The following is a 17,781-nucleotide window of genomic DNA, read 5'->3' as shown; positions in this document are numbered from 1 at the left end:
CGTGCTGACGGGTGTGGCGCTACGGGCCCGCCCGGCCACGGTGGTGCTCATGTGGCCGGGCGGGACCGTACTGCCAAGTGATGTGGTGCTGTGCTTACTTGAAGGAGACCTCGGCGAAGTTCTCCTGCGTCAGCGGGGAGACCTTCGGCGGGTTGACGTTCTTGCCGAAGGCGATCGACGGCGGGGAGTGCGAGATCGGCACGCCCGGGATGAACTCCATGATGGCCTCGTTCGCGGCCTTGTAGGCGTCCACGCGGCCGGCCGGGTCGACGACCTTGGACGAGGCGTTCACCGCGTCGAAGACCTTGTCGTTCTTGAAGCCCCACTGCTTGTCGTACTTGGCGAACCAGGTACCGATGAAGTTGAAGCCGTCGTTGAAGTCACCGGTCCAGCCGAGCAGGTACGCGTCACACGCACCGGTCTTGGTGGCGTCCAGGTAGTCCGGGTTCCACTTCATCGGCTTCGGGTTGACCTTGACGCCGGCCTTCTCCAGGTCGGACTTGACCGACTCGAAGATGTCCTGCGGGGCCGGCATGTACGGCCGGGTGACCTCGGTCGGGTAGCAGAAGTTCAGCTTGAGACCGGACTCGCCCGCGTCCTTGAGAAGCGACTTGGCCTTGTCGGTGTCGAAGGCGTACTCGGTCACCTTGTCCGAGAAGCCGGCGACGGTGTCGGGCATGAACTGGTTCGCGACCTTGCCGCCCTCGGGCAGCTGGGTCTTGACGATGGACTCGCGGTTGATCGCGTGCGAGATCGCCTGACGCACCTCGAGCTTCTCGAGGGCCTTGTTCTTCTCCTGGGTGAAGCCCAGGTAGAGCAGGTTGAAGACGTCACGCGTCGGAACCTGGAAACCGGCCTGCTCCAGCGTCTTCACATCGGCGGGGGCGACCAGGTCGTACCCGTCGATGTCGCCCGCCTGGAGCGCCTGGCGGCGGCCGTCCTCGGTGTCGATCGTACGGAAGACCAAGTTCTTGACCTTGGCCTTGTCACCCCAGTAGCCGTCGAAGGCCTCAAGGGTGATTTCCTTGTTGCCCTTGTTCCAGCTCTTGAGCTTGTACGGACCCGTGCCCGCGAGAATGCCAGGCTTCTGGCTGTACTCGGGGTAGGTGATCGCGTCACCTTCGGCCGTGGCCTGCTGCTTGTCCATCTCCTTGAGTGACTTCGGAGAGTGGATCGCGAACGGCGCCAGCGAGAAGGCACCCGGCAGGTTCGCCGAGGCCTCGTTGACCTCGATGACCGCGGTGTTCTCGTCCTTGGCGGTGCAGGACTTGTAGTTCGACTTGGGGAGCTCGGGGTCCTCGTTCTTCGCGAAGCCGCCGAACATGTACTGCCAGTACTCCGAGAACGCGGAGGACTGGTAGCCGCCCTTGAGGTTGTACCAGTGGTCGTAGTTGGCGCACACGGCGGCGGCGTTGAACTTGTCGCCGTCGTGGAACTCGACACCCTTGCGAAGGTTGAAGGTCCACACCTTGCCGGTCGCGTCGCTCGACCACTTCTCGGCGAGGCCGCCGACCATCTTCGTGCCGCCGGGCTCGTGCTCGATCAGCGCCTCGAAGGCCTGACGCGTGACGCGGAAGGTCTCGCCGTCACTCGCGAGGGACGGGTCCAGCGAACTCGGGTCACCAGGGGCACCGAACACGAAAGTGTCCTTGCCCTTGCCCTCGTCGCCGCCCTTGTCACGGTCGCTACCGCAAGCAGTGACGACCAGCGTGGCCGCGACGGCCGCCGTGGCCATGCGCGCGCCACGGGATTTCAGTATTCGCATTGCTCCACCCCTGAGTTCGGCGAATGCCGGGAGATCATGAACTTCGCCGCACACTACAGTCACCGCTCACGGCGGAGAATGGTCCGCATAGCGGTGATACCTAGATGAGACCCAGGGACCCAACAAATCGCCTCGGTACGGGACATGGCGCCCCAACCGGCCCACTCACCCCGCGATGGGGTCTATTCGCCGCCGATGCTCGCGCTCAGCCAACGGGCGGATACCCGTAGCCACCGCCGCCCGCCGGGCCGTGTGCCTCGCGGTCGTAGAACGGGCGCGAGTTGGCGCGCAGCCACATCGTGACCGGGTCGTACTCGTCGGACATCGCGACGGTGGAGACCGGCAGGCCGTCCGGGACGGAGGCGATGGACTGCTGCATCATCACGCGCACCGAGTCGACCGCGCCGGGCGAGGTGTCGTACACGTCGAGGCCGATCGCCAAGTACGGGGCGCCGAGGGCGGGTTGGACCCAGGCGCGGCGCAGGGAGCGGACCGCGGGGGTGCGATGCGCGTTCTGGCTGAGCTGCGCGTAGAACTGCGCGATGTCGATGGTGGGCTCGGAGAGCCGCAGGGGTCCGGCGGGCACCTTCGCGAGGCCGGTGGCGATACGGCGCAGATCGAGCCACGGGACGCCGACGCCGCCGCCGGGGGCGTGCGGATTGAGCCACAGGCCGTAGTGGTCGGGGTAGAGGGTGTGGGCGACGTCGAGTCCGGAGACGACTTCGTGCGCCCGGTTCCAGCCGGAGGCGGCGAGCTCCTGGGCGGAGGTCACACAGGGGGCGTACGAGAAACCGTCGATCTCCATGTTCCCGTACTGGGCGTCGGGCGAGCCCGCCTGGCCGTGCCAGAGCAGCATCCAGATCCGGCCATCGGTGACGGCCTGGAGCAGCGCCTCGTACGCGTCGTACCGCCCGGGTGTCACCTGGCGCAGCATGTGCTCGACCTGCCCGGCCGCAGCCGTGCCCGACGCACTCACTCTTGACCGCCCCTTCGCCCCGTTTTCCTTCACCCCGCACCGTTACGTCCGTCAACGAGACGTACCGGCCCGGGCTATGTAACCAGCTTATGCGGCACTTCTGACACCGACTTGACGGTCCCCGTGACTTATTCGCCCGCCGGTTTTCCGTACCGCATTCCGCAGCGCCCGCAGCCGTACGGAATCACTGGACGTGCTCGCGCCGGTAGAAGGGGCGGACCTTCGCGGTCATCCAGTCGCCGACCGGGTCCTGGGCGACGTCGAGGAGCACCAGGTTCACCGGCCAGGGCGGTGCGCTGCGGCCGAGCGCGCGGCCGAGCGCGTCCATCGGGAGGTTGCGGTCCGCGCCCTCCCAGTGCGAGAGCTCGACGCCGACGAACAGCACGGGGTCGGCGGTCTCGATCGCGGCGAGGGCCCGGCGGGCGGACAGGACCACGCCGGTGGCCTCGAACTCCTCGGAGGCGGCCCGCAGGAAGTCGACGGGGTCCTCCTTCCAGTCGGGTTCGCGCAGGCGTACGCGGCCGCCGCTCGCCGGTCCGTCGAGCGGGGTGCGTCCCGCCCGGCACAGTTCGGCGACCGCGGCGGGCGGCAGCGGGATGCCGACCGCGCCGTCGGGGTTCACGACCAGGCCGGCCTGCGGCGGCAGACCCCGCGCGAAGTCCACGGCGGGCGCGACGGTGTACGCCATGGCCGGGCCGGTGACCTGCACGAGCTGCTGCTGCGAGCTGAAGACCGGGACGTAGGCCTGGCCGTCGAGTTCGAGCGTGGGCACGTCCAGGTTCAGACTGCCGCGCCCTCCCCCGTTCGGCAGCGGCACCCAGACGAAGCTGCGGCCGAGCACCTCCAGGATGCGGCCGGCCGCGGCGGGCCCGGCGCCGAGCGAGGCCGCGAGGACCTGTTCCAGCTCGTTGGCGGGCCAGCCCTGCGGATGGCCGTACGCATCCGTCATGCCCTGCTCGGGAATGTCGCCCATCGTCCGCCCCACCTGCTCACTTCCTGTGTACGCCCCGCGCGTACGGCTCCTCGGCACGCCCCGCGCGTACGGCTTCCCTGCACACCTCGCGCGTACGGCTTCCCGGTACGTCTCGCGTACGACTCCGGAACACCGCCGCACGCGCGGCCTCGACCCTAACGCCGTAGCCCACCCGGCCGCCCCGTACACCCGGATGGCCACGCTGCGCTCCCGTCTGGTTGCGGTGCGTGTACGCCGCTTCAAGGGTGGCCGTAACAAGCGCCGGGCCTCCGGCGACCAGTGTCGAGAGGACTTTCCATGACGGCGCACCGGGCCAAGAAGGCACCGCGCGGATGGCGCGGGACGCTGCCGCTGGCGGTCGGCGCTTGTGCCTGTGCGCTGGCGCTCGGGCTGCCGGGCAGTGCGGTGGCCCAGGCCTCCGGGCCCCTGACGGGCCAGGAGGACCCGCCGCCCTCCGCCGGTTCGCCCGCGATTCCCGCACGCCCCGACATGCCCAGGAATCCCTCGCTTCCTTCGCTGCCCGAGCGGCCGGGGATGCCGGAGAAGCCTCGGCAGCCCGTCGGGCCCGCCGCACCGGACGTGCCGGAGGTGCCCTCGGCGCCGCGCGATCTCGAGGACCTGATGGAGGCCGTGGACGGCCTGAGCAACTCCTGGCTCACCAGCCTCGGGGCGGTCGATCCCTTCTGGATGGCGGAGATCGACCGCGAGATCGAGACCGTGCTCGGTGAGGACACGGGCGGCAAGGAGGCCGACGACTGGCCGGTCGGGCCCGCGCGGATCAAGCTCAAGAAGGAGATCCAGCGGCTGCAGGAGGCCGCCCTGAACGGTGATGCCCTCACCGCGGCGGACGCCAAGACGAAGATCCCGAAGCTCACCGACGATCTGCTGCAGGCCGCGGGCCTGGGCTCGTTCCTCGACCAGCTGCCCCCGCCGCCGGAGCCGGACCTCGACGCGACGGCGGAGTCGGACGGGACCGATCCGACGGACTCGACCGACTCGACCGACTCGGCGGACGAGACGGACGAGACCGAAGACGTCGGTGCGACCGAAGAGACCGAGCCGACCGACGAGACCGAGCCGACCGACGAGACGGGTGCGACACCGGACGAGGGCGACACCTCGGCCGACCCCTCCGCTCCGGCGCAGCCGTCCGTACCGCCGGTGCTGCCGCCGCCCGTGCCGTCCCTGCCGACCACACCGCCCACGATCCCGGGCTGGCCGCCGGCACCGACCACCTCACCGGCCGCGATCCCCGCCTGGCCGGCCGCCCCGGCCACCCCGCCGGCCGCGATCCCCGGCTGGCCGCCGGCGCCGACCGCCTCCCCCGCCGCGTTCCCCGGGTTCCCGCCCGCCCCGCCGGCCGCGATCCCCGGGCTGCCCTCGCTGCCGCCCGCCCCCGCCGCGATCCCCGGCCTCCCGGCCTTCCCGCCCGCTCCCGCCGCGATCCCCGGGCTGCCCCTCTTCCCGCCGTCGCCGTTCGGCGGGCTGCCGAAGTTCCCGTGATCCGGGTGCGGTCCCGGCCGGCCCGTTCAGGCCGGTCCTGCCGGGGCCGCGCTCCTGCTTGTTCCCTCCGCTCACCCCACTGAAGATCCCCGCTCACCCCTGAAAGGCACACTCCCCATGCGACTCAACAGAACCGTCACCGCGCTCGCCGTCACCGTCGCCCTCTCCGCCGGCACCGTCGCCGGCGCGGCCCCCGTCTTCGCTTCCGAAGCCGCGCCGGTCGCCAACGTCCGTATCGACACCGACGAGGAGCTGCAGGTCGAGCGCAGCCTCGACAAGCTGTACGCGGCGATCGACGAGGCCGCCAGGAGCGGCGCCGAGGGCACGTACGACGAGGCCCAGCGGCTCGCTGTCGACAAGGCGGTCATGGAGCTGATCGCGGCGACGAAGAAGGTCGACGCGCCCGCCGAGGCCCAGGCGAAGCCGGCCAAGGAGCAGGCCCCGGAGCCGCCGGTGCCCGGCGATGCGCCCAAGAAGCTGGACAAGGAGGCCGCGCTCGCGGACGCCAAGAAGAAGCTGGAGGCCGAGGTCAAGGTCATCCTGGACGCGGCCGCCAAGGGTGACCTGGTGAAGCTGGGCGCCTCCGTGGAGGTCGCGACCAAGGTGGTCGTCGAGCTCCTCGTCACGGTCGGGCTCGGCCCGCTCCTCGGGCAGCTCGGGCTCGGCAACGTCACGGCGCTGCTTCCCGGTCTGACGGACGCACTCCTCAAGCCCGGCACCCCGCCGGCCGGTCTGCCGACGGGCGGTCTGCCGCAGCTCCCGCTGCCGCTGCCGCTGCCCGTTCCGGGCCTGCCCACGGGCGGTCTGCCCACCGGTCTGCCGACGGGTGGTCTGCCGCTTCCGCTGCCGATGCCGTTCGGCAAGTAGCCCTCAACACAGCGCACCCCGCCCCGCCTCTCAAGGCGGGGCGGGGTGCGCTGTGTTGAGGCAAGGATTCAGGCCGTACGGAACCCCACCACATCCAGACCGCCGGCCGACTCCCGGTCGAGCAGCACCACCGAGGCGCACCCCGGCGGCAGCTCTCCCTTCTCGGCGTCGCGGACCAGGCGGCCCACCGCGCCGCGGTGGCGCGTGAAGGCGTAGCGGGAGACCCCGCGGCCGCGGTCACGCTGGCCGGCCAGGGCCGTGGAGGGTTCGACGTCGAGCAGCAGCAGGTGCAGCGAGGTGCCGCGGCGTCGGGCCTCGCGGGAGAGCCAGCGCCGGACCCAGGCCTGGGTGCCGCAGTCGTGCACGACGGCCTCGGCACCGGAGCGCAGGGTGCGGCGCAGGCGGGCGTAGTGGGCGATCCGCACCAGGGGCCGGTAGACCGCGTACGGCAGGAAGCGCGGCATGAAGCCGGCCCAGCGGTCGCGGGAGTCCTGGGAGTCGAGGCGGGGTGCGCGCACCGCGCGCTGGATCAGGGTGGTCTTGCCGCTGCCTGGCAGACCGGAGACGACGACCAGGTCACCGGGGCCGAAGAGCAGCCGATCGGGGCCGGTCCTGCCGCGCAGGTCGCGGACGACGGCCCGCTCACCGTCGCGTACGGCGGCCCGCCCGTCCTCGCGTACGACGGCGAGCCGTCTGGCCGGTCCTGCCTGCTGCGGAATCGCCACGCCATTGCTGACGTAAGCGCTGCTGTGCTGCACGGTGATCGTCCTCCCCCTCGGTCGACTGGGGCCTGCCCTCCACGGATCCGGTTATCCCTTCCCAGCCGACTCCATCGGGGCCGAGAGGCAGTCCTCGCACTCTGCCCTCCGAGTGTAAAGAGTCGGTAATACGCGTGAACCGGCTTTGCCACGACCTCATTCCGCATCCGCTTCGCGAGCGGCTCCTCACATCCGTCGTACGGGCGCCGGTGGACGTGCAATGATGTGCGCGCCAACTGCATACAGGCCGTTCGAAGCCACGCGGGAGAGTCCTGGACAGCATGTGTCCGGGCGCCGAAGGAGCAAGCCCCTCCCTTGAATCTCTCAGGCCCCGCACCGCGTGGACGAGGCAACTCTGAAAAGCGAACCGTCGCCCTCCGGGCCCGCGGTTCCACCCAAGGTGCAAGCCGCATCCCGCGTCACGCGGGAGCGTGGTGAACCTCTCAGGTTTATGACAGATGGGGAGGATCATCCTCACCAGTCATGCCCTGGGAGCCCTTCTGATGAGCAACGCCCCCCGCCTCACCGCCCTCGACGCCCTGCACCGGTCGCTCGGCGCCACGATGACCGACTTCGCCGGCTGGGACATGCCGCTGCGGTACGGCAGCGAGCGCGACGAGCACAACGCCGTACGCACCAAGGCCGGTCTCTTCGACCTCTCCCACATGGGCGAGATCGCGGTCACCGGACCCGAGGCCGCCAAGCTGCTCGACTACGCCCTGGTCGGCAACATGGGCTCGATCGGTGTCGGCCGCGCCCGCTACACCATGATCTGCCAGGCCGACGGCGGCATCCTCGACGACCTGATCGTCTACCGCCTCGCCGACCAGGAGTACATGGTCGTCGCCAACGCCTCCAACGCGCAGGTCGTGCTCGACGCCCTGACCGAGCGCCAGGCCGGCTTCGACGCCGTCGTCCGCGACGACCGCGACGCGTACGCGCTGCTCGCCGTGCAGGGACCGCACTCCCCCGCGATCCTCAAGGCGATCACCGACGCCGACCTCGACGGCCTGAAGTACTACGCCGGTCTGCCGGGCACCGTCGCCGGTGTCCCCGCGCTGATCGCCCGTACCGGCTACACCGGTGAGGACGGCTTCGAGCTCTTCCTCAAGCCCGAGCACGCCGAGACGGTCTGGACGGCGCTGACCGAGGCGGGCCAGGAGTACGGCCTGGTCCCGTGCGGTCTGTCCTGCCGCGACACCCTGCGCCTTGAGGCGGGCATGCCGCTGTACGGGCATGAGCTGACCACCTCGCTGACCCCGTTCGACGCGGGTCTGGGCCGGGTCGTGAAGTTCGAGAAGGAGGGCGACTTCGTGGGCCGCGAGGCGCTGCAGGCGGCCGCCGAGCGCGCCGAGCAGAACCCGCCGCGCAAGCTCGTCGGCCTGATCGCCGAGGGCCGCCGCGTCCCGCGCGCCGAGATGCAGGTCGTCGCCGACGGCGAGGTCATCGGCTCCGTCACCTCCGGCGCCCCGTCCCCGACGCTCGGCAAGCCGATCGCCATGGCGTACGTGGACGCCGCGCACGCCGAGCCCGGTACAAAGGGCGTGGGCGTGGACATCCGCGGCACGCACGAGCCGTACGAGGTCGTCGCCCTGCCGTTCTACAAGCGCCAGAAGTAAGCCACACAAGCCTCTGCGGCAACTCCGTAACCCCTCATCCCCAGCACTTTCTCGCGTACAGGAGAATTCAGGCCATGAGCAACCCCAAGGAACTGCGGTACAGCAAGGAGCACGAGTGGCTGTCGGCCGCCGAGGACGGCGTGGCGACGGTCGGCATCACGGAGCACGCGGCGAACGCGCTCGGCGACGTGGTCTTCGTGCAGCTCCCCGAGGTCGGTGACACCGTCACCGCCGGTGAGTCCTGTGGCGAGCTGGAGTCGACCAAGTCGGTCTCCGAGCTGTACGCCCCGGTCAGCGGCGAGGTCGTCGAGGCCAACCAGGACGTCGTGGACGACCCGGGACTCGTCAACTCGGCCCCGTTCGAGGGCGGTTGGCTGTTCAAGGTGCGCGTCACCGCCGAGCAGGACGGCCTGATGTCCGCCGACGAGTACACCGAGTTCTCCGGAAGCTGAGGCGCTGCACGTATGTCTTCTCTGAACACCTCGCTGCATGAGCTCGACCCGGACATCGCCGCCGCGGTCGACGCCGAGCTGAAGCGCCAGCAGTCCACGCTGGAGATGATCGCCTCGGAGAACTTCGCTCCGGTCGCGGTCATGGAGGCGCAGGGCTCGGTCCTCACCAACAAGTACGCCGAGGGCTACCCGGGCCGCCGCTACTACGGCGGCTGCGAGCACGTGGACGTCGCCGAGCAGATCGCGATCGACCGTGTGAAGGAGCTGTTCGGCGCCGAGTACGCCAATGTGCAGCCGCACTCGGGCGCCTCGGCCAACCAGGCCGCGCTGTTCGCGATCGCCTCGCCCGGCGACACGATCCTCGGCCTGGACCTGGCGCACGGCGGTCACCTGACCCACGGCATGCGCCTGAACTTCTCCGGCAAGCAGTTCAACGTGGTCCCGTACCACGTGGACGACGCCGGCCTGGTCGACATGGCCGAGGTCGAGCGGCTCGCCAAGGAGCACCGCCCGAAGGTGATCATCGCCGGCTGGTCGGCGTACCCGCGTCACCTGGACTTCGCCGAGTTCCGCCGGATCGCGGACGAGGTCGAGGCGCTGCTCTGGGTCGACATGGCGCACTTCGCCGGTCTGGTGGCGGCGGGTCTGCACCCCAACCCCGTCCCGTTCGCGGACGTGGTCACCTCCACCACGCACAAGACCCTCGGCGGTCCGCGCGGCGGCATCATCCTGTCGCGCGACAAGACCTTCGCGAAGAAGCTCAACTCGGCGGTCTTCCCGGGCTTCCAGGGCGGCCCCCTGGAGCACGTGATCGCGGCCAAGGCGGTCTCCTTCAAGGTCGCCGCCTCGGCGGAGTTCAAGGAGCGCCAGGAGCGGACGATCGAGGGTGCGCGCATCCTCGCCGAGCGTCTGACCTCCGAGGACGCGCGCGCGGCGGGCGTCAACGTGCTGTCCGGCGGTACGGATGTCCACCTGGTCCTCGTCGACCTGCGCGACTCCGAGCTCGACGGCCAGCAGGCCGAGGACCGGCTCCACGAGGTCGGCATCACGGTCAACCGCAACGCGGTCCCGAACGACCCGCGCCCGCCGATGGTGACCTCGGGTCTGCGCATCGGTACGCCGGCGCTCGCGACCCGTGGCTTCGACGCCGAGGACTTCCGTGAGGTCGCGGACGTCATCGCCGAGGCGCTGAAGCCTTCGTACGACGTGGAGTCCCTGAAGGCACGGGTGTCGGCCCTCGCCGACAAGCACCCGCTGTACCCCGCGCTGTAAAACGCACGTACGGAAGGGCCCGGCCTGTGGTTATCCACAGGCCGGGCCCTTTGGCGTGACTTACGACCCCCATATACCGGGCGAAGAGCAGCACTGTCCGCAGATGAGCGCAAATACGGTCGGGATAAGGAAATTTCACGATCCAGCAGGACGGTGCGCAACCCATGGATATGAGCGCGGGCAACCGCAAGGGGCTCAGCCTCTTCGCCCTCATCATGATCGGGCTCGGTTCGATCTTCGGCTCCGGATGGCTCTTCGGCGCGGGCACCGCGGCGTCGGTGGCCGGACCCGCCGCGATCATCGCCTGGGTCATCGGCGCCGTCTTCATCGGCATGATCGCCATGTCGTACGCGGAGGTCGGCGCGGCCTATCCGCTGCCGGGCTCCATGGCGCGCTTCGGCTCGATCTCGCACGGCCCCGTGCTCGGCTTCATGACGGGCTGGGCGTGCTGGATCGCGATCGCCGCGCTGATCCCGATCGAGTCCATCGCCTCCACCCAGTACATGGCGTCCTGGAACTTCGGCTGGGCCAAGGGCCTGGTCGAGGACGGCGGTCTGACCACCGCCGGCATGGGCATGGCCTTCGTCCTGACCGTGGTCCTGTGGCTGACCTGCTACTGGTCGGTGGCCGTGCTCGCCAAGGCGAACAACATGCTCACCCTGGTGAAGTTCGCCATCCCGGTGCTCGCCGTGGCCGCGCTGATCGCCTCCGGCTTCCACACCTCCAACTTCACCGACCACGGCGGCTTCGCGCCCAACGGCTGGTCGGCCGTGATGACCGCGGTCACCACCTCCGGTGTGGTCTTCGCCTTCAACGGCTTCCAGGCCGTGGTCAACCTCGGCGGCGCCGCCAAGAACCCGGGCCGCGCGATCCCGCTCGCTCTGCTCGGCGCGCTCTCGCTCGGCCTCGTGATCTACCTGGCCCTGCAGGTGGCCTTCCTCGGCGCCGTACCGCCGGAGCAGCTCGCCGCGAACGGCGGCTGGCACGGCATCAACTTCGCCTCGCCGTTCGCCGACCTCGCCAAGATCCTCGCCCTGCACTGGGTCGTGATGATGCTGCAGTTCGGCGCCTTCATCTCGCCGTCCGGTGCCAACATCGGCAATGTCTCCTCGGCCTCGTACATGGCCGCGAACCTCGCCCAGTCGGGCTTCTTCCCGAAGAAGATCCGCGAGTTCCACCCGAAGTACGGCAACGCGCGTCCCGCGATGTGGCTGAACCTGGCCTTCGCCCTGGTGCTGCTCTTCACCGTGGGCCACAGCTGGGAGGCCCTGGCCGCGGTCGTCTCCGCCGCCATGGTGGTCTCGTACCTCATCGGCCCGATCGCCGTCGGTGTCTTCCGCGAGACCAAGCCCGAGCTGCCGCGTCCGTTCCGGCTGCCGGCCGCGCGCATCCTGTGCCCGCTGACCTTCGCCTTCGCGGCCTGCGCCCTGTACTGGACGAAGTGGCCGGACACCGGCAAGGTCGTCGTCCTCACGCTGATCGCCGCCCCGATCGCGGCCGTGGTCCTGAAGCGCAAGGGCGCGAACCTGCGCGAGCAGTTCGCCCCGGCCTGGTGGCTGATCACCTTCCTGCTGTGGCTGGGCTTCCTCTCGGCGATCGGCGGCGAGGAGTTCGGCGGCTACGGCTGGATCCCGGGCGGCGTGGCGATCGCGCTGGTCGGCGTCTCGGCCCTCGGCTTCTACTTCTGGGCCGTACGGGCCGGCATCAAGGCCCACATGGCGGGGCTGCCGGGTCCGGACCCGGTGTTGGACGCCCCGGCCGAGGAACCCGTTGTCCCGGAGGCTGCCGGTGAGCGTGAGCTCGCCAAGGCCTGACCCTCAGGACCCTCAGGTGTGACCTGATGGTCACCTCCCGGCAGACGAGCCCGGCGCCGGACCGCGTTAGGCTCGTCTGTCGGACACAATCCGTACATACGCACCCCTGGTGCACCCCGTACCACCGCAGCACCACCCCGCACGACCGCACCCCTCGTACACCCCACGAGCAGACAAGGGAGTCCGCCACCGTGGCAATCTCCGTCTTCGACCTCTTCTCCATCGGCATCGGCCCGTCCTCCTCGCACACGGTCGGTCCGATGCGGGCGGCCCGTATGTTCGTGGGCCGGCTGAAGAAGGACGGTCTGCTCGCCCAGACCGCCTCCGTGCGCGCCGAGCTCTTCGGTTCGCTCGGCGCCACGGGCCACGGCCACGGCACCCCCAAGGCGGTGCTGCTCGGCCTGGAGGGCCACTCCCCCCGTACGGTCGACGTGGAGACCGCGGACGACGAGGTCGAGCGCATCCGCCAGAGCGGCAAGCTGCGGCTGATGGGCGCGGAGATAGGCGATGCGCATGTCATCGACTTCGACGAGCCGAACCAGCTGATCCTGCACCGCCGCCGCTCGCTGCCGTACCACGCGAACGGCATGACGCTCTTCGCGTACGACGCGACCGGCGCCCCGCTCCTGGAGAAGACCTACTACTCGGTGGGCGGCGGCTTCGTCGTGGACGAGGACGCGGTCGGCGAGGACCGGATCAAGCTGGACGACACCGTCCTGAAGTACCCGTTCCGCTCGGGCGACGAGATGCTGCGTCTGGCCCGCGAGACGGGCCTGTCCATCTCCTCGCTGATGCTGGAGAACGAGAAGGCCTGGCGTACGGAGGAGGAGATCCGCGAGGGTCTGCTCGAGATCTGGCGCGTCATGCAGGCCTGTGTCTCGCGCGGCATGTCCCGCGAGGGCATCCTGCCGGGCGGCCTGCGCGTCAAGCGCCGCGCCGCCGCGCAGGCCCGCCAGCTGCGTGCCGAGGGCGACCCGATGCTGCACCGCGGCGAGTGGACCACGATCTACGCGATGGCGGTGAACGAGGAGAACGCGGCCGGCGGCCGTGTGGTGACCGCTCCGACGAACGGCGCGGCGGGCGTGCTCCCGGCCGTCCTGCACCACTACATGAACTTCGTGCCGGGCGCGGACGAGGACGGCGTGGTCCGCTTCCTGCTCGCCGCCGGCGCCATCGGCATGCTCTTCAAGGAGAACGCCTCCATCTCCGGCGCCGAGGTCGGCTGCCAGGGCGAGGTCGGCTCGGCCTGCTCGATGGCGGCCGGCGCCCTCGCCGAGGTCCTGGGCGGCTCCCCGGAGCAGGTCGAGAACGCGGCCGAGATCGGCATGGAGCACAACCTCGGCCTCACCTGCGACCCGGTCGGCGGCCTCGTGCAGATCCCGTGCATCGAGCGCAACGGCATGGCCGCGGTCAAGGCCGTCACCGCCGCGAAGATGGCGATGCGCGGCGACGGCTCGCACAAGGTCTCCCTCGACAAGGTCATCAAGACCATGAAGGAGACGGGCGCGGACATGAAGGTCAAGTACAAGGAGACGGCTCGGGGCGGGCTCGCGGTCAACGTGATCGAGTGCTGATCAAATACGCCTGAGCTGCAGCTCTATCCGTCTTACACAGTGTCGACTGTCGCTCTGTTGATCGGGCCCGCGCTCCCCGGACACTCTCCGGGCGGGATGGATTCTCCCCAGAGACTCCCCGGGAGACGCGCTGAAACGGCCGGTGTCCCGCCCTGTTTTCCGGGGCGGGACACCGGCCGCGGCTCGTTGAGCGTTGCTGTCAACAGTCCTCGTGCCCCAGCCCTCCGAATGCTTCACGATCCCGTGATGTGCCTACCCGTGCCTGCGCAGGCAGCCCGGCCACCCTGCCCCTCGAACTTCTTCGGCGCCCCCCGCACAGCGCCCACATCCCGGTAGCGGCCTCGGACGTGAAGCCGAACGTGCGGGCCGCTGCATTCCCGCGGCAGCGGCCCGCCGCCCGGCAGCTGGATCGCTGCCGTGAAGCCCGCCCGCTCCGCGCCTAGGCGCCGTGGGGGAACGAAGCGCCGTCCGGTCTTCAGGGCGGGGAACTTCTACCTCCTTTGTACGCCCGCCGCACCGACATATGCCTCAGACAACTGGCCCCGGCATGGGGCCAACTGGCCCGAATCGCCGGCGTGCCATCCCTACTGCCAACCACCCCGAGCCGGCGCAGAGACCGCGAAGGTTCGCCGAACAGCAGATCGCTCGCATCGATGCCGTCGTCCGCGCACCCGCTCAAAGCCGGGTGGTTCCGGCGCCCAGCGTGCTCAAGTATGTGATTGCTTCCTGGTTGTCGCTCTCTATCGCATAGTTCACGACACTGCGGCCTCGCTTGTCCTGAGCCTTCGGATCGGCTCCGGCCATCACGAGCCGCCGCAGGACGGCGACGCTTGCGAAGCCGGCCGCGACCATCAACGCGGTATGCCCCCAGCGATCGGCGCTGTCCACTTCTGCGCCGGCACCCAGAAGTACGCCGACAGCGCCGCCGTGATCATTCCGCGCCGCCTCAAGAAGAGCACTGGCTCCGTCGTCATTGCGAGCGTTCACGTCGGCGCCGCGATCGATCAGGGCAGCCACCAGGTCATCGAAACCCCCTTGGGCGGCAGCAATACGGCAGGGCGGCCGCTGGATCGCGTCAAGCGCAGCGCCGTACTCGCGCTTGTCCACCAGACCAGTCAATTCTGCGGAGTGCACGGTCAACTCCCCTTCCGATCGGGCCAGGCGCGGGAAACCGAGGTCACTTGCCGGACGGCCCGGACCACGGAGCGTGGCAGCCGAGCCGTACGTGGCCGTCCGGGGTGCGGTACAGGCGCAGGCCGTCCACAGCATTGGAGTTGCCGGACAGCGCATCGATACCCGGTGAGCGCCCGTTCGGCTGGAGGGTGTTGTCCCGGCCCACCGCCAACCAGGCCGGAGCCCCGGCCGTCCCCTGGCCGTCATAATCGGTGACCACGACCGTGATGCGCGAGTGATCGGCGGTGATCTGGAGCCGGTAACTGGTAGCTGTGCTGTGCCCGACGACGTAGTGCGCGGCAACACGGGCCGCGTCCTCCATGTGTTTGACCAGCCAGACCGGGGCGCCGATCGTGGTGAGTGCCGCACCGGCCATCTCGCCCACGGTCTGATTGGTGCCCGGAAGGCGGCGCTTTTCCAGCGTCAGCGAAAGAGTGGCCCCACCGAAACCGCCTGTTCGTGAATCTCGTTCAGGATACGAGGCAGAGCCCCCACCTGGATGGCATTTCCCATTGACGCCTCCCCTGCGTCGGCGGGCACATGCGAACGGGGACGCAGGCCGCAGGGGTGGGGCCAGTTCAACACCCCGGCGGCCTGCGTGAAAACCCATTCGGGCCAGGGTCTGGGGCGCCACCGTCGAACCTAGGGCGCATCACCCTGCGCGTCCAGAGCACCTCGGGCCGGACCATTCCCGCAGCCCCAACTCGGCGGCATGCGCTTGCCCTTGACTCCCGATCCATGTCAAGCCGTCATGTTGGCATTCACCCCAACGGGGGCATCACCGGCCGTGAGAACCGTTTCTTCGGCCCCCTCGCCATAGCCCTCCCCATACGCTCACCCCACGCTGTCACCCCGGACCCCGGTGGCCCCTGTCCGATCCGACCACCGGCCCCGAAGTCAGGGCCGTCCGTACTGAGGATGGCGCCATGATCGACGGTGTTCCCCCCAACACGGGCCACCTGCGCACCTACCGGGTCCGCGAGCACACCATCGTGGAATTCCACGGCGACATCGACATCGAAGCCGCGCTGACCATCGGGCCCTACCTGTACGCGGTGACCACCCCGCCCGAGACCCTGCTCGTCATCGACCTCACCCCAGTGACCTTCTTCGACTGCTCCGGCCTCGCCCTGCTCTGCCGCACAGACCGCCGCCTCCAAGAACGTGGCGGGGAGCTCCTTTTGGTCTGTCCCCATCCGCTCACCCTGCGAATACTCCGCGTCCTTCGGCTCACTGAACGGTTCAGTCCGACCAGAACCCTGGACGACGCCCTGCGTGAACGCAGCCCCGCCCGCGAGTAGAGGCACAGCTGCGCCCCGTGGTCGGCCTGCTGAGCGCAGGGACTTCCTTGCGAAGGCCGCGTAGTGTCGAAGTACGAGGAGCGGTGCCCGGACCTGGGGAACCGACGGCCGCCGCCGGGGGCTTCGAGCCCGCGCCGGCGACGGCCGTGAGGTGCGGGGACATGGCGGCTCCCCTCCACCGAGATCCTCGCACCGATCGTCCTCATCAGCGCCCGGGGTGCGCGGGAGTCCGCCCCGCCGAGGTCCACGGGGAGGACGATGCGGCGGAACTCCGGGCGCGGGGCTGTCTCGTTCTTGGCTCTGACAAGAATTTCGTAGCTGTTGATCGGCTGGGTCTGGTGGCTGATCGAGCAGGATGCGGTGGCGGAGGCGTGCGCGTCCGGCGCGTCCGCAGGTCTGCCGCTTGAGGAGTTTGATCTTGTTGTTGGCGCCTTCGGTCCCGGTCGTTGTGCGTTGTGCGCGGCGGCCGTTGTGTGCTCCGCGCGCCTCTCACGCCCCCAGATCCCCGAGCCACCGATGCCCGGGATGCACGAGGTCCAGCCACCGCCTGAGTGCTTCTCGTCGGGTGCGGTCCAGCGCCGGCAGCACCCCGTCGAAGTCCGCCTCGTCCTTCGGGCGTGGCGCCTTCGCCTTGAAGAGCAGCACCAACTCCGGCACCAGGTAAGGGATCCCGTCCGCCGTGCGCTCGACGATCGCGCCGTACGGCAGCCGCAGCCGGTCGTCCCGCCGGCAGATCCACGTCCCGCCTTCGTGCGGCTCGCGGAAGACGTCGAACAGGAACCGGCCGCTCGGCCGGTCCCGTACCCAAGTCTGGTGCGTGGCCGCCAGCGCCTCTGCGCCGCCCTCCGGCCAGAGCCGCCCCGAGCCCACCGCGTCGAACGCGTACTCGGGGAATCGGTCCCGGATCTCCGGGAAGCCGCCTACGGGCACCGCGATCTCCAAGTCGCCGTGCGGCCGCGACTGCTCCCCGCGGAACAGGTCCAGCGCCCACCCGGCAGCAACACACCAGGGCGCCTCGACCCCCTCAAGCCGCTCCGCGACCTGCTCCGGCCGCCAGGCGTCCGCCCAGCGGGCCGCCCGTTCCTGCTCGTCGAGAACTACGCCGTCCGGCAGCGGGGGTTCGGTCATCGTCCCGTCCGTTTCACGTGCAGGTGCGCGCCAGGCGGGCCAGGCCCGCGCGGATGCGGTCCGGGCCCAACTCCGGCAGGAGAGCCGTCACTTGTTCGGCGGCCAAGGGGGCGAGGAGGGCGTGGGCCGAGTAGGCGGGGTCCTCGGCTTCGGGCAGCAGGATCGTGAGGTGGTGGTGCCAGAAGCGGTAGGCGCCGACGCGGTAGCGGGCGCCCGGGGACGAGGTCTCCGACATCCGGACCAGGGCGAGGTGGTCCAGGAGGTAGTCGAGGTAGGCCTCGACGAAGGCGACGCGGCGTTCGGCGTCCGGCGCTCCGGGGCCCAGGGGCGGCGGGCCGGACAGGATCGCTTCCTGCAGGGCGCGTTCGCGGGCGTCCAGGAGTGCGGTGGCGAGACCGGACTTGTCGCCGAAGCGGCGGAAGAGGGTGCCCTTGCCGACGCCCGCCTCCTTGGCGACCTGGTCGAGCGAGACGGCCTCGACGCCGTGCTCGGCGAACAGTCGGGACGCGGCCTCCAGGACGGCGGCGCGGTTGCGGGCCGCGTCGGCGCGCTCCTTGGGCGGCCGCGTCCGCAGGAGCTCCAAGGACACCGGCTCCACAGACACCG

Annotated in this window: 16 protein-coding genes and 1 riboswitch; of the genes, 8 read left to right on the top strand and 8 right to left on the bottom strand. The window is 70.0% G+C overall.

Annotated elements, in window-relative coordinates; all coding sequences use genetic code 11:
- Window positions 1-94: 94 nt before the first annotated feature.
- The 3 genes from H9Y04_RS02835 to H9Y04_RS02825 all read right to left on the bottom strand — a co-directional run bounded on the left by H9Y04_RS02835 (window position 95) and on the right by H9Y04_RS02825 (window position 3,714).
- Window positions 95-1,765, bottom strand: a complete 1,671-nt coding sequence (locus H9Y04_RS02835) for an ABC transporter substrate-binding protein (RefSeq protein WP_187812026.1) — start codon at window positions 1,763-1,765, stop codon at window positions 95-97.
- A gap of 205 nt (window positions 1,766-1,970) precedes the next feature.
- Entirely contained in the window at window positions 1,971-2,741 is a 771-nt protein-coding gene (locus tag H9Y04_RS02830; protein ID WP_187812025.1) for an enhanced serine sensitivity protein SseB C-terminal domain-containing protein, read from the bottom strand.
- 184 nt (window positions 2,742-2,925) lie between these two features.
- On the bottom strand, window positions 2,926-3,714 hold the full coding sequence (locus tag H9Y04_RS02825) for an enhanced serine sensitivity protein SseB (protein WP_236070546.1): 789 nt from the start codon (window positions 3,712-3,714) through the stop codon (window positions 2,926-2,928).
- 297 nt (window positions 3,715-4,011) lie between these two features.
- On the opposite strand from H9Y04_RS02825, the gene H9Y04_RS02820 reads away from it, so the two are divergent.
- Window positions 4,012-5,217 carry a hypothetical protein gene (locus tag H9Y04_RS02820; RefSeq protein ID WP_187812024.1) on the top strand — a complete coding sequence of 402 codons (1,206 nt, stop codon included), beginning with the start codon at window positions 4,012-4,014 and terminating at the stop codon, window positions 5,215-5,217.
- Window positions 5,218-5,334: 117 nt separating this feature from the next.
- Window positions 5,335-6,084 carry a prolipoprotein diacylglyceryl transferase gene (locus H9Y04_RS02815; RefSeq protein ID WP_187812023.1) on the top strand — a complete coding sequence of 250 codons (750 nt, stop codon included), beginning with the start codon at window positions 5,335-5,337 and terminating at the stop codon, window positions 6,082-6,084.
- Window positions 6,085-6,152: 68 nt separating this feature from the next.
- Here the strand turns inward: H9Y04_RS02815 and H9Y04_RS02810 are convergent, their stop codons facing one another.
- Window positions 6,153-6,848 (bottom strand): AAA family ATPase, encoded by a 696-nt coding sequence (locus tag H9Y04_RS02810; RefSeq protein ID WP_187812131.1) that lies wholly within the window; start codon window positions 6,846-6,848, stop codon window positions 6,153-6,155.
- A 246-nt stretch (window positions 6,849-7,094) separates the two neighbouring features.
- Window positions 7,095-7,191, top strand: a riboswitch (glycine riboswitch).
- Between the two features lie 154 nt (window positions 7,192-7,345).
- Here H9Y04_RS02810 and gcvT point away from each other — a divergent pair.
- The 5 genes from gcvT to H9Y04_RS02785 all read left to right on the top strand — a co-directional run bounded on the left by gcvT (window position 7,346) and on the right by H9Y04_RS02785 (window position 13,573).
- On the top strand, window positions 7,346-8,461 hold the full coding sequence (gene gcvT, locus H9Y04_RS02805; protein WP_187812022.1) for a glycine cleavage system aminomethyltransferase GcvT: 1,116 nt from the start codon (window positions 7,346-7,348) through the stop codon (window positions 8,459-8,461).
- A gap of 74 nt (window positions 8,462-8,535) precedes the next feature.
- Entirely contained in the window at window positions 8,536-8,913 is a 378-nt protein-coding gene (gene gcvH / locus H9Y04_RS02800) for a glycine cleavage system protein GcvH (protein ID WP_187812021.1), read from the top strand.
- A 12-nt stretch (window positions 8,914-8,925) separates the two neighbouring features.
- Window positions 8,926-10,185: a serine hydroxymethyltransferase gene (gene glyA / locus H9Y04_RS02795; protein WP_214660775.1), complete on the top strand. Its 1,260-nt coding sequence runs from the start codon at window positions 8,926-8,928 to the stop codon at window positions 10,183-10,185.
- A 164-nt stretch (window positions 10,186-10,349) separates the two neighbouring features.
- Window positions 10,350-11,999 (top strand): APC family permease, encoded by a 1,650-nt coding sequence (locus H9Y04_RS02790; protein WP_187812020.1) that lies wholly within the window; start codon window positions 10,350-10,352, stop codon window positions 11,997-11,999.
- Window positions 12,000-12,190: 191 nt separating this feature from the next.
- Complete coding sequence (locus tag H9Y04_RS02785; protein WP_187812019.1) at window positions 12,191-13,573, top strand: L-serine ammonia-lyase; 1,383 nt, start codon at window positions 12,191-12,193, stop codon at window positions 13,571-13,573.
- Window positions 13,574-14,248: 675 nt separating this feature from the next.
- Here H9Y04_RS02785 and H9Y04_RS02780 read toward each other — a convergent pair.
- Together H9Y04_RS02780 and H9Y04_RS02775 are read right to left on the bottom strand one after the other, a co-directional pair.
- Complete coding sequence (locus H9Y04_RS02780; protein WP_187812018.1) at window positions 14,249-14,707, bottom strand: ankyrin repeat domain-containing protein; 459 nt, start codon at window positions 14,705-14,707, stop codon at window positions 14,249-14,251.
- 43 nt (window positions 14,708-14,750) lie between these two features.
- Window positions 14,751-15,131, bottom strand: a complete 381-nt coding sequence (locus H9Y04_RS02775) for a hypothetical protein (RefSeq protein WP_214660774.1) — start codon at window positions 15,129-15,131, stop codon at window positions 14,751-14,753.
- Window positions 15,132-15,672: 541 nt separating this feature from the next.
- On the opposite strand from H9Y04_RS02775, the gene H9Y04_RS02770 reads away from it, so the two are divergent.
- Window positions 15,673-16,047 (top strand): STAS domain-containing protein, encoded by a 375-nt coding sequence (locus H9Y04_RS02770; protein WP_187812016.1) that lies wholly within the window; start codon window positions 15,673-15,675, stop codon window positions 16,045-16,047.
- Between the two features lie 489 nt (window positions 16,048-16,536).
- Here the strand turns inward: H9Y04_RS02770 and H9Y04_RS02765 are convergent, their stop codons facing one another.
- Window positions 16,537-17,175 (bottom strand): nucleotidyltransferase domain-containing protein, encoded by a 639-nt coding sequence (locus H9Y04_RS02765; RefSeq protein WP_187812015.1) that lies wholly within the window; start codon window positions 17,173-17,175, stop codon window positions 16,537-16,539.
- Between the two features lie 13 nt (window positions 17,176-17,188).
- Window positions 17,189-17,764, bottom strand: a complete 576-nt coding sequence (locus H9Y04_RS02760; RefSeq protein ID WP_308800841.1) for a TetR/AcrR family transcriptional regulator — start codon at window positions 17,762-17,764, stop codon at window positions 17,189-17,191.
- Between the last annotated feature and the right edge of the window lie 17 nt (window positions 17,765-17,781).

It is taken from the genome of Streptomyces polyasparticus (assembly GCF_014493765.1).
In the GTDB taxonomy this organism is placed as follows: domain Bacteria; phylum Actinomycetota; class Actinomycetes; order Streptomycetales; family Streptomycetaceae; genus Streptomyces; species Streptomyces polyasparticus.
Note: the sequence above shows the minus strand (reverse complement) of the source record. Positions and strands in the feature narration are given on the sequence as shown.

Bases quoted from the DNA above. Each gene is read 5' to 3' on its own strand.
- H9Y04_RS02835 (WP_187812026.1), bottom strand. From the start codon at position 1,765: ATGCGAATACTGAAATCCCGTGGCGCGCGCATGGCCACGGCGGCCGTC.
- H9Y04_RS02825 (WP_236070546.1), bottom strand. From the start codon at position 3,714: ATGGGCGACATTCCCGAGCAGGGCATGACGGATGCGTACGGCCATCCG.
- H9Y04_RS02820 (WP_187812024.1), top strand. From the start codon at position 4,012: ATGACGGCGCACCGGGCCAAGAAGGCACCGCGCGGATGGCGCGGGACG.
- H9Y04_RS02815 (WP_187812023.1), top strand. From the start codon at position 5,335: ATGCGACTCAACAGAACCGTCACCGCGCTCGCCGTCACCGTCGCCCTC.
- gcvT (WP_187812022.1), top strand. From the start codon at position 7,346: ATGAGCAACGCCCCCCGCCTCACCGCCCTCGACGCCCTGCACCGGTCG.
- gcvH (WP_187812021.1), top strand. From the start codon at position 8,536: ATGAGCAACCCCAAGGAACTGCGGTACAGCAAGGAGCACGAGTGGCTG.
- glyA (WP_214660775.1), top strand. From the start codon at position 8,926: ATGTCTTCTCTGAACACCTCGCTGCATGAGCTCGACCCGGACATCGCC.
- H9Y04_RS02790 (WP_187812020.1), top strand. From the start codon at position 10,350: ATGGATATGAGCGCGGGCAACCGCAAGGGGCTCAGCCTCTTCGCCCTC.
- H9Y04_RS02770 (WP_187812016.1), top strand. From the start codon at position 15,673: ATGATCGACGGTGTTCCCCCCAACACGGGCCACCTGCGCACCTACCGG.
- H9Y04_RS02765 (WP_187812015.1), bottom strand. From the start codon at position 17,175: ATGACCGAACCCCCGCTGCCGGACGGCGTAGTTCTCGACGAGCAGGAA.